The sequence below is a fragment of the Spongiibacter sp. genome (assembly GCF_041602295.1).
Lineage (GTDB): Bacteria > Pseudomonadota > Gammaproteobacteria > Pseudomonadales > Spongiibacteraceae > Spongiibacter.
The window spans coordinates 26427-43160 of sequence record NZ_JBFIGO010000002.1 but is presented as its reverse complement, the minus strand read 5'-3'; the positions used below and the strand labels follow the sequence as shown (position 1 = coordinate 43160).

The 16734-nt window shown below is 56.4% G+C and carries 13 protein-coding genes; 9 read left to right on the top strand and 4 right to left on the bottom strand.

The features are described from left to right. Positions 1-5 precede the first annotated feature (5 nt). On the top strand, positions 6-737 hold the full coding sequence (locus tag ABYM29_RS00700) for a lysophospholipid acyltransferase family protein (RefSeq protein ID WP_372860849.1): 732 nt from the start codon (positions 6-8) through the stop codon (positions 735-737). Between the two features lie 61 nt (positions 738-798). On the opposite strand, the gene gyrB is transcribed toward ABYM29_RS00700, so the two are convergent. The 4 genes from gyrB to dnaA all read right to left on the bottom strand — a co-directional run bounded on the left by gyrB (position 799) and on the right by dnaA (position 7248). After that, the gene (gene gyrB / locus ABYM29_RS00695; RefSeq protein ID WP_372860846.1) at positions 799-3222 is read right to left on the bottom strand and encodes a DNA topoisomerase (ATP-hydrolyzing) subunit B; all 2424 of its coding nucleotides are present in this window, start codon (positions 3220-3222) and stop codon (positions 799-801) included. A gap of 84 nt (positions 3223-3306) precedes the next feature. After that, positions 3307-4446: a DNA replication/repair protein RecF gene (recF, locus tag ABYM29_RS00690; RefSeq protein ID WP_372860844.1), complete on the bottom strand. Its 1140-nt coding sequence runs from the start codon at positions 4444-4446 to the stop codon at positions 3307-3309. Between the two features lie 111 nt (positions 4447-4557). Beyond that, the gene (gene dnaN, locus ABYM29_RS00685; protein ID WP_372860842.1) at positions 4558-5670 is read right to left on the bottom strand and encodes a DNA polymerase III subunit beta; all 1113 of its coding nucleotides are present in this window, start codon (positions 5668-5670) and stop codon (positions 4558-4560) included. Positions 5671-5766: 96 nt separating this feature from the next. Further along, positions 5767-7248 (bottom strand): chromosomal replication initiator protein DnaA, encoded by a 1482-nt coding sequence (dnaA, locus tag ABYM29_RS00680; RefSeq protein WP_372860839.1) that lies wholly within the window; start codon positions 7246-7248, stop codon positions 5767-5769. 490 nt (positions 7249-7738) lie between these two features. Here dnaA and rpmH point away from each other — a divergent pair, with 490 nt between their 5' ends. The 8 genes from rpmH to ABYM29_RS00640 all read left to right on the top strand — a co-directional run bounded on the left by rpmH (position 7739) and on the right by ABYM29_RS00640 (position 16481). Next, positions 7739-7873: a 50S ribosomal protein L34 gene (rpmH, locus tag ABYM29_RS00675; protein WP_372860836.1), complete on the top strand. Its 135-nt coding sequence runs from the start codon at positions 7739-7741 to the stop codon at positions 7871-7873. A 34-nt stretch (positions 7874-7907) separates the two neighbouring features. Further along, on the top strand, positions 7908-8285 hold the full coding sequence (gene rnpA, locus ABYM29_RS00670) for a ribonuclease P protein component (protein ID WP_372860833.1): 378 nt from the start codon (positions 7908-7910) through the stop codon (positions 8283-8285). A gap of 4 nt (positions 8286-8289) precedes the next feature. Continuing rightward, positions 8290-8550 (top strand): membrane protein insertion efficiency factor YidD, encoded by a 261-nt coding sequence (gene yidD, locus ABYM29_RS00665; RefSeq protein ID WP_372860830.1) that lies wholly within the window; start codon positions 8290-8292, stop codon positions 8548-8550. Beyond that, positions 8547-10232, top strand: coding sequence for a membrane protein insertase YidC (gene yidC / locus ABYM29_RS00660; RefSeq protein WP_372860828.1), 1686 nt, complete (start codon positions 8547-8549; stop codon positions 10230-10232). The genes yidD and yidC overlap by 4 nt, the downstream gene beginning before the upstream one ends. A 3-nt stretch (positions 10233-10235) precedes the next feature. Continuing rightward, complete coding sequence (gene mnmE, locus ABYM29_RS00655) at positions 10236-11588, top strand: tRNA uridine-5-carboxymethylaminomethyl(34) synthesis GTPase MnmE (RefSeq protein WP_372860826.1); 1353 nt, start codon at positions 10236-10238, stop codon at positions 11586-11588. Positions 11589-11701: 113 nt separating this feature from the next. Then, positions 11702-13678, top strand: coding sequence for a TonB-dependent receptor plug domain-containing protein (locus ABYM29_RS00650; protein ID WP_372860824.1), 1977 nt, complete (start codon positions 11702-11704; stop codon positions 13676-13678). 198 nt (positions 13679-13876) lie between these two features. Continuing rightward, on the top strand, positions 13877-14584 hold the full coding sequence (locus ABYM29_RS00645; protein WP_372860822.1) for a hypothetical protein: 708 nt from the start codon (positions 13877-13879) through the stop codon (positions 14582-14584). 1 nt (position 14585) lies between these two features. Then, positions 14586-16481 carry an ATP-binding protein gene (locus ABYM29_RS00640; RefSeq protein WP_372860820.1) on the top strand — a complete coding sequence of 632 codons (1896 nt, stop codon included), beginning with the start codon at positions 14586-14588 and terminating at the stop codon, positions 16479-16481. Positions 16482-16734: the final 253 nt, after the last annotated feature.

Genomic DNA, 16734 nt, shown 5'->3' with positions numbered 1-16734 from the left:
CTGTTATGAATCCGCTGTATCGACTACTGTTGATTTTGCGCTCGGCGCTGTTTTTCAGTGTGCTGGCACTGATCATCGCCTTTACCAGCGTCAGCGGTATTTTATTTACCGGCTTTTTACCTTTCCCTATCCGCGGCCGCTATTTTGTCCTGGGCAATCGCCTTATCTTGTTGAGTCTGAGGATCATCTGCGGCGTCCGCACTGAGGTCATCGGCCAGGTGCCGGACGCCAAGCTTGGCCCCTATGTGGCCTTGGCCAAGCACCAAACCCAGTGGGAAACCTTTTACTTGCAGTGGGCATTGTTCCCGGTGACCACCGTGGTGAAACGCGAATTGTTATCGGTGCCGTTTTTTGGCTGGGGCTTGCGCGCAATGAATGCCATTGGCATCGATCGCAGCAATCCGCGGGCGGCCATGCGCCAAACCCTGGAACAGGGCCTTCGGCGCTTATCCGAGGGCTGTAATTTGCTGATTTTCCCCGAGGGCACTCGCGTGCGCCACGGCCAGCGCGGTAAATACGCCCGCGGCGGCGCCGGCATCGCGATAAAGGCCGGTGTGCCCATTTTGCCAATCGCCCACAATGCCGGGCGCTTGTGGCCCAGCAAGGGGCTGATCATTCAACCGGGGACGATTACCGTGCATATCGGCGAGCTGATCAACACCGACGGCGGCGATGCCAAGCAACTGGCGGAGCAGGCGGGGGAGTGGATAGAGGCGCGCTGCGCAGAAATGCCCTAGCGCCGAACAGCGCAGGCAAAAAAAAGCCCGGCTATTGCCGGGCTTTTTTATCGGGCCGCCATCAGACGTCCAGGTTCGCCACTTTCAGGGCGTTGCTTTCAATAAATTCGCGACGCGGCTCCACCTGATCCCCCATCAGACAGGTAAAGATCTGATCAGCGGCAATGGCGTCCTCAATGGTTACCCGCAACATGCGGCGGGCATCGGGGTCCATCGTCGTTTCCCACAGCTGATCGGGGTTCATCTCACCCAGCCCCTTATAGCGCTGAACGTTGAAGCCGCGCTCAGCCTGGGTCATCAACCACTGCATGACCTCGTCAAAACTCTCGACTTCCTGACTGCGCTCACCGCGTTTGATATAGGCCCCTTCCTCCAGCAAGCCCTCTAGGCTCTCACCCAGCTCGGCAATGCTTTGATAGTCCGCTGACTTAAAGAAATCGCGACCAAATCGATAGTTAGTGCTTACTCCGTGCGAAGTAATCTCCACCTCCGGAACGAAAATATGCAATTCCTGGTCTTCCACCACGCGCACATCGTAGCGATGCTGAGGGTCGCGAACTTCCAACTCCACCGTGATCTCCGCCAGCGCGGTACTCCAGGCTTCCATGACATCGCGCTCGGCAAGCTGCTCGGCCTTAACCCGCGGTAAGTGAACCACCTCACGCAGCAGGCGCGCCGGGTAAATCCGCGACAGGCGCTGGGTGACGTCTTCAACCTTGCGGTAGCTCTTCACCAAGCTTTCCAGGCCAGTATCGCTGATCGGCGCCGCATCGGGATTCACATACAAGGCCGCACCGTCTAGCGCGTTTTGAATTAAATAATTGGCCAAGGCCGCTTCGTCTTTCAAATACTGGTGCTGCTTGCCGCGGCCAATTTTATACAGAGGCGGCTGGGCGATATAAATATAGCCATTTTCAATCAATTCCGGCATCTGCCTAAAGAAGAAGGTGAGCAGCAGGGTGCGAATATGGGAGCCATCAACATCGGCATCCGTCATGATGATAATGTGCTGATAGCGCAGCTTGTCGAGATTAAACTCTTCCTTGCCAATACCGCAGCCCAGCGCAGTCACAATGGTGCCAACCTCGGCGGAGGACAGCATTTTGTCAAAGCGCGCCTTTTCAACATTGAGGATCTTACCCTTGAGCGGCAATATGGCCTGGGTGCGGCGATCGCGCCCCTGTTTGGCTGAGCCGCCGGCCGAGTCACCCTCCACCAGGTAGAGTTCGGAGAGGGCGGGATCTTTCTCTTGGCAGTCCGCCAACTTACCCGGCAGACCGGCAATGTCCAGGGCGCCTTTGCGACGGGTCATTTCCCGCGCCTTGCGGGCCGCCTCACGGGCGCGGGCAGCATCGAGCATTTTTTGCACAATCTGCTTGGCTTCATTCGGTTTTTCCATCAGGAAATCACCAAACTTCGCGGTCATCGCCTGCTCTACAACGGTTTTTACCTCACTGGAAACCAGTTTATCCTTAGTTTGTGAGCTGAACTTGGGGTCGGGCACCTTCACCGAAATCACCGCGGTCAGCCCTTCCCGAGCATCGTCACCGGTGGTCGACACTTTGGCTTTTTTCGCCAGCCCCTCACGCTCAATATAGTTGTTGAGGTTGCGAGTCAGGCCAGCGCGAAAACCGGCCAAGTGGGTGCCGCCGTCGCGCTGGGGAATGTTATTGGTGTAGCAAAACAGGTTTTCCTGGAAGCCATCATTCCACTGCAACGCGACCTCGACGCCAATGCCATCGGCTTCGGTATTAAAGTGGAAAACATCATTGACCGGCGTTTTATTGTTGTTCAGATAGCCGACAAAGGCACTGAGCCCCCCTTCATAACAAAAGATTTCCTTCTCGCCACTGCGCTCATCAATCAGCTCGATATTGATACCCGAGTTGAGGAAGGCCAGCTCGCGAATACGCTTGGCCAGATAATCAAAATGGAATTCGATGTTGCTGAAGGTCTCGCTGCTGGGCTTAAAGCGAACCTCGGTACCACTGCGGTCGGTTTCGCCTATCACCGCCAGCGGTGCCTCAGGCACGCCGTGACGATATATCTGCTCATGAACTTTGCCACCGCGGCGCACCGTCAGGCGCAGCTCTTCGGAGAGGGCATTAACCACCGAGACCCCCACACCGTGCAAGCCACCAGACACCTTATAAGTGTTGTCGTCAAACTTACCGCCGGCGTGCAGCACCGTCATAATGACCTCGGCGGCAGACACCCCTTCATCGTGAATTTCTGTGGGGATACCCCGGCCGTCATCGCAGACCGTGACAGACTCATCGGGGTGAATAGTAATTTGGATTTTATTGCAGTAACCGGCCAGGGCCTCATCGATGGAGTTGTCGACAATCTCAAACACCATATGGTGCAAGCCCGAACCATCATCGGTATCACCAATATACATACCGGGCCGCTTGCGCACGGCATCCAAGCCTTTTAGCACCTTGATACTTGAGGAATCGTAGTTTTTGTTGTTGTCGTCAGTCATTTCCTGAACCTCTATACACAAGAGCCTTGCCCAGTAGCAAGTTCTTAAAATTTCATTTCGGCGAGCTAATGCTTTCGCGCTGCACTAGCCCCCGACAGCAAGATGTTCCACGTGAAACCTTGTCACGCACCCCGAAGCGCCGCACCAGCTGTCATCTAGATCATCTTCGGCAATCGACGTGGCAAACAATTGAATCCCCATCGTCGATATCAACGAGAACAGTGCCCGCCGTCTTTCCCTATCGAGCTCTGCTGGCAGGTCATCTACCAACAGCACCACATCCAAGCCCTGTTCGCGCATCAACCGGCACTGGGCCAACTTTAATGCACACACCAGGGTTTTTATCTGCCCGCGAGACAATACGTCACTGGCATTTACCCCGCCGCACAAAAAGCGAATGTCTGCGCGGTGCGGACCCAGCCGGGTAAAACCCTGCCGGCCATCTTGCTCCCGAGAACCCACCAGCGCCGCACGCAGGGCATCCGCGCCCAGCTCACCTTCGGCATCGTCCCAGCCACTGTGGAAGCGCATCGTAAAATGCTGCTGACTAAGCGCCGCGGCATCCGCGCCGATATCCCGTTGTATTTGCTTGACGATGTCGGCAAAACCGTCTGCGATACGCTCAAACTGCGCCCGTCGCATGGCGGTAATTTTTGCCCCGGTTTGCGCGATCTCACCCTCCCAGGGGGAGAGTAGTGCATCCGCTAGTTTACCACGTCTAAGCAGGGTATTTCGCTGCTTAAGCGCTTTTCGATAACGCGTCCACTCCCCGTAAAAACCCAAATGTTTCACGTGGAACACCGACCAATCCAGAAACTGACGGCGTTCCGCAGGCCCACCCTCAAACAGCAAAAAGCTGTCTGGATTGATCAACTGCACCGGCAACAAGCCTGCCAAATCATTAAAGGACCGCAGGCGCTCACCGTCGTACTTGAGCAACAGCGACTTATCGCGACCGCGTTGAATACCCAAACTTCGCGTATCCTGACCCGCCGCTTCCGCCAACTGCGCCCTGACCATCAGCGCCGGCGCATCAAAGTTCACCACGCTCGCCACTTGGCGCGACCGGAATGAGCGGGTTAACGACAGCATATGTATCGCTTCCAACACCGAGGTCTTGCCGCTGCCATTGCGACCGTGAATAAAATTAAACTGTCCCAGATCCCGCAGCGAACACTGCTGCAGATTCCGAAAGGCGTGGATATGTAACTCTTTAAGGTGCATCAAAAAGCCGGGAGACGCGCCGCGCAAGCGGGAGGAGGGGGCAGGGGGAATACAAAAACGGCCGCCCGAAGACAGCCGCTGAAAATTGCCGGTAAGCGATCGCCGCCAACGCTAGAGCCTCATCGGCATCACGACGTACTGGCTGTCGCTGCTCTCTGACTCTTCCACCAAGGCCGAACTGTTGGCGTCCGACAGCGAGAATTTAACCACCTCGCCCTGAATGGCCGACAGCACATCCAGCAAGTAGCTGACATTGAAGCCAATCTCGAGGTTTTCACCCTCGTAATCCACCGCCACGATCTCCTCCGCCTCTTCCTGCTCGGGGTTGTTGGCCACGATTTGTAAACTGCCGCTGCTCAGCAGCAAGCGAATGCCGCGGTATTTCTCATTGGAGAGGATGGCCGTGCGCGCAAAAGCCTGCTTGAGATCACTGCGACTGCCCAGCACCGTTTTAGTACTGCCCCGGGGCAACACCCGCTCGTAGTCGGGAAACTTGCCGTCAATCAGCTTGGAAGTGAAGGTAAAGTCCCTGGTCACCACGCGAATATGGTTACTACCCACGAACAACTCAACTTCTTCATTTTCGTCAATCAGCAATCGCGCCAGCTCAATCACGCCTTTGCGAGGCAAGATCACCTGGGCATTACTCGACACCGATATATCGCCGCTAAAGCTGGCCATCGCCAGGCGATGACCATCGGTCGCCACCACCCGCAACAGGCCATCGCTGACTTCAAACAGCATGCCGTTGAGGTAATAGCGCACATCTTGCTGGGCCATCGCGAAACTGGTGCGATCAATCAGGCGCTTGAGATCCCCCTGCTTAAGCTTAAAGCGCTGACCGCCGTGACCCTGCTCAACACTGGGAAAATCCTTAGCGGGTAGGGTAGACAGCTGGAAACGACTGCGGCCGGACTTAATAATCAGTTTCTGCTCATCCTGGCTGACATCGATCACCGAGCCCTCGGGTAGGGCCTTGCAAATATCGACCAACTTCTTGGCGGGCACGGTGATCTCACCGCCGACCGCCGTCGCTGCAGTGTCACCCAATTCTACCCGGCCAATTAATTCCACCTCTAGGTCGGTGCCCGTCAGCGACAACTGCCCACCGTCCAGGAGCAGCTGCACATTCGCCAAAATCGGCAGCGTCTGGCGGCGCTCGACCACGCCGGCAACAAGATTGAGGGGCTTGATCAAGGCATCCCTAGAAATCGAAAATTTCATTTTCTGTTTTCCCGTTATATTTTTTACTGGTAGCAAGGCCGCGTTTACCAGACCGCAAGCTCACTACACTTTATTATAAAAATTGCCCTAAAAACATTAGGTTGTCAGAAGTCTTATCAAATTCTTATAGTCTTCGCGAATATCCGCATCACTGTCGCGCAATTCTTTGATTTTCCGACAGGCGTGCAGCACCGTCGTGTGGTCTCGACCGCCAAAACCCTCGCCAATTTCCGGCAGGCTGTGGTTCGTCAACTCCTTGGACAGCGCCATCGCCAACTGCCTGGGTCGCGCCACCGAGCGACTGCGACGCTTGGACATCAGATCGGCAATCTTAATTTTGTAGTACTCTGCCACCGTGCGCTGAATATTATCCAAGCTGACCTGTTTGTCCTGCAGCGCCAACAAATCCTTCAATGACTCCTTGATCAGGGGAATATCGATAGGCTTAGCCATAAAGCGCGAGCTGGCGATCACCCGCTTCAATACCCCCTCCAGCTCACGCACATTAGAGCGCACGCGCTGCGCAATAAAGAAGGCCGCATCGGAGGGCAGGGTGATTTTTTCCTGCTCCGCCTTTTTCAACAAAATCGCCACCCGGGTTTCCAACTCGGGTGGCTCCACGGCCACCGTCAAGCCCCAACCAAAACGAGACTTGAGCCGCTCCTCCAAGCCTTTAATTTCCTTGGGATAGCGGTCACAGGTCAAAATCATCTGCTGGCCGCCCTCCAAAAGCGCGTTAAAGGTATGAAAAAACTCCTCTTGCGAGCGCTCCTTACCAGAAAAGAACTGTATGTCGTCAATCAACAGGGCATCGACTGAGCGATAATAGCGCTTAAATTCATTAATCGCGTTGAGCTGAAGGGCCTTCACCATGTCCGCCACAAAACGCTCGGAGTGCAAATAAACCACCCGGGCATTGGGGTTTTGCTGCACCAATGAATTGCCCACCGCATGCATCAAATGGGTTTTACCCAGACCGACACCACCGTACAAAAACAGCGGGTTGTAAGCCCTACCGGGATTCTCAGCCACTTGGCTGGCCGCCGCCCGCGCCAACTGGTTGGACTTACCCTCAACAAAGGTTTCAAAGGTATAGGACTCCATCAGCGAGCTCTGGTGACGAATGCCCCCTTCCACCTCAACCTGTCGGGAATTCCCCCGCAAGGCTTGACCCGCCGAGCTGACTATCGCCGGCGCGGCGGTCTCCCGGTACTCCGGCTCTACCGCCGCCGGCCTCTCAATGGGCAGTTTATGCTGCTCGTGCTGGTGTTGGTGTCCCACCACTTCCGGGGCGGGGCGGGGCGGCGGGGCGGACGCGGGCACCCGCGGCTGGCGCTCGGCAATCGTCAACTCCACCGCGATTGTCGACTCCGGCGGCGATAACTCGGCAACCAGCTCCTCAATACGAGCGAAAAAACGATCGCTCACCCAATCGCGTACAAAGCGATTGGGCGCCAACAAGCGAATCCAACCACTGCCGGTCTCCAACCGCAGCGGTCGTATCCAAGTGTTAAATTGCTGCGCGGGTAGCTCTTCCTGAAGATGAACGACACACCGCTGCCACGTGGCATCAGACAAAATAATGCTCCTGAAACATCCATAAACCCGCCAGGTCGCCCCGGCGCCACCCGTCAGCTGAAAGCCGCCCGCGCAGATATAAAACGAGCGCTTATTCTACGCCTATAGCCAGCAGTTATCCACAACATCCCGTGCTTATCAACAATCGATAAATCCGAAAAAATACCGCTTTTTCAATGGCATATAACATAAAACACTAAGTAAACACGAATAAAGAACCTTGCATGTGGATAACTACACGAGCAGCTTGTGTATAAGCTGTCAACAGCATGTGATCAAAGCCAAAGACCGCCTTAGCACCGCCCCTAAGCGGCGATAGCGCAGGCGAACAGCGCGGCAAAAACAAATAAACCCGCCCGGGCATTGCTATTGCGCCGCCTGTCCACTAAAATTCGCGATCCGATTTTTGCGCCTGTGCCTGACATTGAGCGGCTTGGGCGGATAACCATGTGACCTCGTCGGTATTCCGACACTGCGAACGGACAAGACCATGAAAAGAACTTTCCAACCCAGCAATCTGAAACGCGCCCGCACCCACGGTTTCCGTGCTCGCATGGCAACTAAAAGCGGCCGTCAAGTTCTGAATCGCCGCCGCGCCAAAGGCCGCGCAGTTCTGTCTGCTTAATATAAGCGATAAGAAGGTATAGACCGGTATTGCAGTGGACTTCCGCTTTGATAAATCGCTGCGTCTACTCAATGCCGGTGACTACCAAGCGGTTTTCGACCAGTCTCGTCTAAAGGTCTCCAGTGCTGAGCTGTTATTTCTAGCCAACGCCAATGGCCTGGATCACCCTCGGCTCGGTCTCGTTGTTGCCAAGAAAAATGTCCGCCTAGCTGTACAGCGCAACCGCTTAAAACGCATTGTTCGCGACAGCTTCAGAATGCAGCAGTCGCAGCTGCCGGGCATCGATGTTATTGTGCTGGCTCGCAAGGGGGTCGATAAACTCGACAATCCCCGTCTACACCACACCTGCAAACAATTGTGGCGGCAACTAGAAAAACGCGCCGAAAAGCAGCTTCGTCAGCGAGAGGGTTAATGCCTTGCAGCGCCTACTCATCGCCTGCATAAAGTTTTACCGCCTGTGCATCAGCCCCCTGATGGCACCGCACTGCCGTTTCTACCCCAGCTGTTCACACTACGCTATTGACGCGATCCGCCAACACGGCGCCCTGCGCGGCAGCCTGTTAAGCCTGCGCCGTATCGGTCGCTGCCACCCCCTGAATCCTGGCGGATATGACCCCGTTCCTCCCTGTCGGCACTGCCAACACGACAACAACTCTATCAAGGCTATCAAGCAATGATTGATATTCAGCGTTACCTCCTAATCGCCGCCATCGCCGCACTGTCCTTTATGCTGCTGGTGGAATGGAAAAATTTCGATGTCGACAACAGCCTGCCACTGGCCGCCATTGCCGAACAGGCCGCGGTCGGCGGCGACACGCTGCCACAGCTCAGCGCCGACAGCGAGGAGTTACCAACCGCTATGCCCAGTAACAGCGGCGCGGTGCAGGAACTTCCCGAGCAGGGCTCAACTAACGGACGCTATGTTCAAATCCGCAACGACGTTCTCGATTTAAAAATCGACCTGCAGGGTGGCGACATCATCTATGCCGCCATGCTTAAACACCACGAAAGCCTGGAGTCTAAAAAGGCCTTCGTGCTGCTGGAAAATAATCAGCGCCGCCGCTTTACCGCACAGAGCGGCCTAATCGGAGCCAATGCCACTGATACCGCTGCAGGTCGCCCGCTGTTCCGCGCCGCCGCCGACTCCGTTGAACTGCGCGACGGACAGGACAGCGTAGCCGTGGATCTGCACTACGCCTACAGTGATGACATTCAAATTATTAAACGCTACAGCCTAAACCGCGGCGACTACCTGGTTAAGCTGCAATACCTGATCGACAACCGCTCCGCAGCGCCCTTCAGCGCCAGCCTCTTTGGTCAGCTTAAGCGCGGTAACAGCCACGACCCGGGCGTCACCGATGACGGCCTGTTCGCAATGAAACCCTTTATGGGCGTAGCCTACGCCAGCAGCGAAGACCCCTACAACAAATTGGCCTTTGCCAAACTGCGCGACAAACCTCTCAAGCAGCAGATGGACGGCGGCTGGATCGCCATTATTCAACACTATTTCCTCAGCGCCTGGGTGCCCGACCAAAGCCAGAACAACCACTACAGCACCGTGGTTACCGGTCAGGACATGAATATCGCCCGCTTTACCTCCCCGACACACACCATTGCCGCCGGCGATAGCGGCAGCGTGAGCGCCGCTATTTATATCGGCCCCAAAGACCAATACCGTTTGGAGGAAATCTCCCCCGGCCTGGAACTCACCGTCGACTACGGCTGGCTGTGGTGGATCGCCCAGCCGCTGTTCTGGCTACTTACCAAACTGCACGGCTTTATCGGCAACTGGGGCTGGTCCATCATCGCGGTAACGCTGTTGGTGAAAATTGCCTTCTTCCAACTCAATGCCAAGGCCTTCACCTCGATGGCCAATATGCGCCGCGTGCAGCCAAAACTGATGGAACTGCGCGAGCGCTACGCCGACGACCGCCAGAAGCAGTCCCAGGCGATGATGGAGCTCTATAAAAAAGAGAAAATCAATCCCGTCGGCGGCTGTCTGCCCATGCTGGTGCAAATGCCGGTCTTTATCGCCCTGTACTGGGTACTGATGGAAAGTGTCGAGTTGCGGCACGCGCCCTTTATGCTGTGGATCAACGACCTGTCGTCAATGGACCCGTATTTCGTCCTGCCGTTGATTATGGGCCTGTCGATGTTTATCCAGCAGAAGCTCAACCCGCCACCACCGGATCCAATGCAGGCCAAGATCATGCAGTGGATGCCCGTGGTCTTTACCTTTTTCTTCCTGTTCTTCCCTGCGGGCCTGGTTCTGTACTGGGTGGTCAACAACACCCTGTCGATTGTTCAGCAGTACATTATTACCAAACGCATTGAAAAAGCCGGCCTGCCGTCCCGCTAAGCGATGAGCCAGCAGGACACCATCGCCGCCATCGCCACGCCGCCCGGGAAGGGCGGCGTCGGCATCGTGCGTATCTCCGGCAGTCAAAGCCTAGCCATTGCCGCGGCCCTCATGGACACCCAGCCGCAACCGCGGCGCGCCCATTTCACCCACTTCCGCGAAATGATCGGCGAGCAACCGGACGTCATCGACCAGGGCTTGGCGCTGTTTTTCCCCGGCCCCAACTCCTTTACTGGCGAAGACGTATTGGAACTGCAAGGCCACGGCGGCCCGGTCATTATGGACCGCCTGCTCAAGGCCTGCCTGCGCGCCGGTGCCCGTATGGCCCGGCCCGGCGAATTTTCCGAGCGCGCCTTCCTCAATGACAAAATCGACCTCGCCCAGGCCGAGGCCATTGCCGACCTGATCGACAGCGCCTCAGAACAGGCCGCCCGCCAGGCTATGCGATCACTGGATGGCGCCTTCAGTCGCGAAATCAATGCCCTGGTAGAGGCCGTCACTGTGCTGCGCATCTACGTGGAAGCGGCTATCGACTTCCCCGAGGAAGAAATCGACTTCATCAGCGACAGCCGCGTCGCCGACGATCTCCAGGCAATCAAGCAGCAACTTCAGCAGGTCAGCAGTGCAGCGCAGCAAGGCAGCCTGCTGCGCGACGGTATGACCGTCGTGATCGCCGGCAAACCCAACGCCGGTAAGTCCAGTTTGCTCAATGCCCTGGCGGGCCGCGAATCCGCCATCGTCACCGATATCGCCGGCACCACCCGCGACGTGCTCAGGGAAAATATTCTGATTGATGGCATGCCACTGCATATCATCGACACCGCCGGCCTGCGCGATAGCGACGACCCGGTGGAACAAGAGGGGATACGCCGCGCCTGGCAGGAGATCGACAAGGCCGATCGCATCCTGCTGATTGTCGACAGTCAGCAACAACCCGGCACAGAGGTGCCCGACGCCTTTGCGAAACACGCCCGCGACGGCAAACTCAGCGTTATTTTTAACAAGTGTGATCTCAGCGGCGAACAGATTCGGGAAGAGGGCGGCAAGTCCCCGCGGCTCTACCTCAGCGCCAAGCGCGGCGATGGCATTGAGCTGTTGCGCGAACACCTGAAGCGCTGCGTGGGCTTCGAAGACGGCGACAGTCCATTTATCGCCCGCCGCCGCCATATCGATGCCCTCGACCGTGCCCGCCGACACCTGCAACAGGGCGAATACCAACTGCAAACCTATAACGCCGGTGAATTACTGGCCGAGGAACTGCGCCTCGCGCAACAACAGCTGGCCGAAATCACCGGCGCCTTTACTTCCGATGATCTGCTCGGACGCATTTTTTCCAGCTTCTGTATCGGCAAGTAAATATTGATATAAGTCCCTTGCACAAGGACTTTTCCGCAGTTTTATTCGAGCTACACTATAATACTAGGCTGTTACGCCCTATCTTTGTGGAATGCACACGAAAGGAACTTGTTATGACTGATTCCACTCGCCGCGCTCTGTTCGCGTCTGCCCTGATTGCCACCTCGCTGTCCACCCCGATTACCGGCCACACCGAACTGTGGGACAACGAGGCGCTCCCCATGGTACTCACCCCCGCGCGACTAAAACAAAGCCGCAGCGAAGTACCGGCCAGTGTCAGCGTCATCGACCGGGAAATGATTATCGCCTCCGGCCTGCGACGTATCCCCGAACTGTTTAGACTGATTCCCGGCACCTCGGTTGGCGCCCGCGACGGCTGGAACCACGTCGTCAGTTACCACGGCACCAACTACCGCGACTCCCGCCGCATGCAGGTGCTGATCGACGGCCGCAGCATTTATCAAGCCGGCTTGGCAACCGTCAACTGGAACGACATTCCACTGGCCATCGAAGACATCGAACGCATTGAAGTGGTGCGCGGGCCATCCACCGCCAGCTACGGCGCCAATGCCTTCCTTGGCGTTATCAACATTATCAGCCGCCACCCCGAAGACAGCGAACGACTGATAGTAAAGGCCCGGCGCGGCAGCAATCGCACGGAAGACTATCTGTTTAGCCACGCGGGCAGCGCCGAGGGCGGAGACTACCGAGTCAGTCTGCAAACCCGCCGCGACGACGGCTTCGACGAAGACCGCGATGGCAAGGACCGCCGCGACAGCGATAACAGTGAAATGATAAACCTGCGCTACGAAAAACCGATAGCCAGTGCCAATCTGAGTGTCAACTTAGGCTATAAGCAGGGCTGGACCACCGACGACTTCGGTGACTTCGATGTCAGCTCCCCCGACACCCAGCACAAAAACCATTTTGTCTCGGTAAAACTGGGCTGGGATCTACACAAAAACCACAGCCAGCATTTGCGCTACGACTACTCAGGCCAGAAGCAAATCAAACAGTGGACGGCCATGCTGCCACCGGCATTTCTCGGCCAGCCCAACCACCCCTCGCCACTGGTTACCGCCACGGCCAATGAAAACATTCGCCAGACCCGTCAGGATGTCGAGTTTCAGGACACGAAGATTTGGAACGCCAAAGTAAAAACCGTTTCCGGCGTCCACTTCAAACACAGCCAAGTCAGCTCTGAAACTTACTACAATGGCAACCGGCGCAGCGACAGCGTGCAACTGTTCGGCAATATCGAATACGCCGCCAGCAAACATATCAGCACTAACTTCGGCGCCTCCTGGGAGCGCGATGACAACGAAAAACACAGCCACTTTTCCCCGCGCCTGGCCATGCATTACCACATCAACAACAACCACAGTTTCCGCGCGGTGTTCTCCGAGGCCGTGCGCACCCCAGACCTGTTAGAAACCTCGGCCGACTGGAGCTACCGGGTCCGTGATATCCAGCCTCACCAAGACGGCATGAGCGAGGGACAATTTATCATCACCGCATCGGGCAACCCCGAACTCAAATCCGAAAGAATCCTGTCCCGTGAAATCGGCTACTACGGCCACTATAAAAGCATCGGCCTGCAGTGGGACGTAAAAATATTTCGCGACAAGCTCAAACAGCTTGTTTCCGATTCCACCGCGCTGGACAAATTCTCTCCCGAGAACAACAACCACGTAGAACAACAAGGCGTCGAAACCGAGTTGGACTACCGCCCCAATCAAGCCTGGTTGCTACATGCCAGCTACAGCTATATCAACTCCGATAGCAGCAGCCAAAATGAGCAAAGCTTTACGCCCAGCAACGCTGCCAGTGCAATGGTCAGCTACAAATGGCGGCCCCATACCCAGCTGTCGCTCAGCCGCTACTACAGTCAAAATACCCGCACCGGCAACAAGAAAAACCATTTTTCACGCTCGGATCTACGTATTAGTCACCGCCCCACAGCCTTGCACAACCGACTCGAACTTGCGTATGTTCTACAGTATCGACACGACAACAACAGCGAGCTGCTATCCGACAATTTTTACAAAGACAGCACCCGGCATCTACTGAGTATCAGCATGCGCTACTAGGGAACACCCCGACAAGAGTCAAGGATCGGCTTCTTGAAAAGACTAACTAAGGGAATACTGCTAGCAATGGCATTGCTAGCTACAACACTATCCTGGAGTGACGCGCCCCGCGCGGTCACGGTGGATATTATATTGCCGGCTGACAACGCCGAGCTGCGGGCCCTAGCCGAGCAAATTGGCCAAGGAGCAGGTTTTGCTGTGAACAGCTACATAGGCAGCCCGCCGCCCGACAAAGCCGGCGATATACTGCTGGTAGTCTCCGACCAATTGCTGCCGCTATTGGTCGACCACCACTATCGCGCCGGCTTTGCGCTGTACACCCACAGTGCCGCCTATGCCGACGCCGCGCCGACAAACAGCAGCGCGGTCTATGCCGACCAACCCCTGAGCCGGCAACTGCAGCTGATCAACGCCCTGGTAGAGAAGCGCCCGGCAAGCATCGCCATTGGCTGGCAACACCCCCACTATGGCCGACAAATCGCTGCCCTGCAGCGGCGTTACCCACAACTGAAAATCGTCGATGAACAACTTGCCGGCAGCGACGCCCAGCGCCGCATAAACCGGCTTATTCAGCGCAACGACGTCCTGTTGGCCACCCCCGAAAGCGCACTGTACAACGCCCGCAGCGCCAGAGGGATATTGCTCGCCGCCTATCGCCACAATAAACTGCTGATCGGCCCGACACAGAGCTTTGTCAACGCCGGCGCGCTGGCCTCGGTGATCTCCACCCCTGAACACTACGCCGCCGATATTCGCGAAATGATACACCGCTACCTGAGCAGCGGGGCACTGCCGGCGCCGCAACACCCCAGCCGGTATCGGGTTGTCGTCAACCACCATGTCGCCGAATCGCTGGGACTGCGCCTCAACGACAGCGCATTGCAGCAACAGATGGTGGAGCCCTAATATGATCTGGCAGCGGCGTCGCAGCCTATTCCAACAGATACTGCTGGCCAGTCTTGGGCCAATGCTGGTGCTGTTTATCGCCCTGTTTTCCTACTCCCTGGCCGCGCGCCTCAACGACGCCAAGCTCAATCAACTGGACATTGGCCACCGCATCGCCGAAAACGTCGCGGCGCTGGTTGAACTGCCGCTGATTAGCGGCAGCCGTCAGCAGCTCGACGACATCTTGCAGTCGGCGCTGCACGGCGATATCACGGCAATAAGGATCTACAGCGACCACCTGGAGCACCCGGTTAGCATTGCCAAAGACGGCGCCAAACCCGCCGGCCACACCATCAGCACCACCATCACCCAGCGCAGTATTCCGCTGCAAGACAGCATCACTGGCGAACGCTTTAGCAGCGCCAGCAATAATGTGCTCGGCCGCCTGGAACTGGACATCTCTAGCCAGCGCCTGCACCAACTGCAACAGCGCATCGTGCGCGTCTCCAGCAGCATCGCCAGCCTCGCCGTCATCATCGGCATCGGCGTCGCTTGGTTGATCAGTCGCCGGCTGTCGCAACCGCTCAGCGAAATACAAACGGTCACTCAGCGTATCGCCCAAGGTGACCACAGCAGTCGCATCAGCCACCTCGAACAGGGTGAGCTCGGCGAGCTACAGCGCCATATCAACTACATGGCCGACAGTATTGACGTCCAGCAGCGCGTCCTCAACCAGCACGTTGAAGAGCTAAAGCAAGCCAAGAGCCGCGCCGAAGCGGCCAGTGTCGCCAAGAGCCAATTTTTGGCCACCATGACCCACGAACTGCGCACACCGATGAACGGCGCCCTCGGCATGCTGCAATTACTCGCCAAAAGCCCGCTCAGCGACGAACAGCTGAACTACGTCAATATCGCCAAAAGTTCCAGCGAACACCTGCTGCATATCGTCAACGATATTCTCGATTTTTCGCGCATCGAAAAAGGCGATATGCAGCTTGAAGAACGCTTTTTCCCCGCCAGGTCGCTGCTCGCCGAATTTCTCCAACCGCTGCGCTTCGAGGCGCAGAGCAAGGGTATTCAGCTGCTCACCGACGTTGACCCTCAACTGGAAGATATTGAAATCCTCGGCGATGAAACGCGCCTGCGGCAACTGATTCTCAACCTCTGTGCCAACGCGGTTAAATTCACCCACGACGGCGAAGTCCGCATTCGCCTCAGTCAACGCCAGCGCCAAGGTGACAAATTGCAACTCGAACTGCAGGTCAGCGACACCGGTATCGGCATCAGCGATGAGCAAAAACCCCATATCTTCGACAGCTTCCACCAAGCTGACAGTTCCACGGTGCGCCGCTACGGCGGCTCCGGCCTCGGACTGGCCATCGTTAAACGCCTCAGCGAAGTGATGTCGGCGGAACTGAGCCTAGACAGCGAACTGGGGCGGGGCTCCTGCTTTACCTTGCGCTGGCACAGTCGCTGCCGCAAGCCGTCGGCAGAAACAACGACTTCGCAAATTGAATACCGCGACGAGCACTGTTTTTTGGGGGTCTCAGCGCTGGTGGTCGAAGACAACCCGGTAAATCAGCTACTGGTGGCACGCAGTCTGCAGGGCTGGGGGGCAAAAGTGATGACCGCCGACAATGGCGTAGACGCCGTCAGACTGCTGGAAAAACACCCCTTCAACGTGGTGTTAATGGATTTACAAATGCCGCTAATGGACGGTTATGAAGCCACCCTGCAACTGCGCCGGCGCCTCCACTCGGACACTCCAGTGATCGCATTGACCGCCAATACCGACCCCCAAACCCAACGGCAATGCGTCAACGCCGGGATGAATGCCTTCTTATCAAAACCAATATCGCTGCAAAAACTCCAGCAAAGCATTGCCGAGCTGCTGCCGAGTGCCATCGACAAGCCCTAAATCCCGCCAAATCCCACCGGTATAACGACTGTAGAGTCCCCTCAGAGCCTGTGAAAAAACCGTCCATAAAGCAGGCCTTACCCACAGGCCGCGAAAACCGAGCAACTTATCCACATTTCATCCCCAGTGCACACACAGTGAAGGAACAGGATTTCTGTGGATAAAACCCCTAGTTATACATTCTAAAAAATTATTAAAAACAAAGAGTTAAATTAATTATCAACAAAATAGCCGGCCCTTAACATCAGTATCA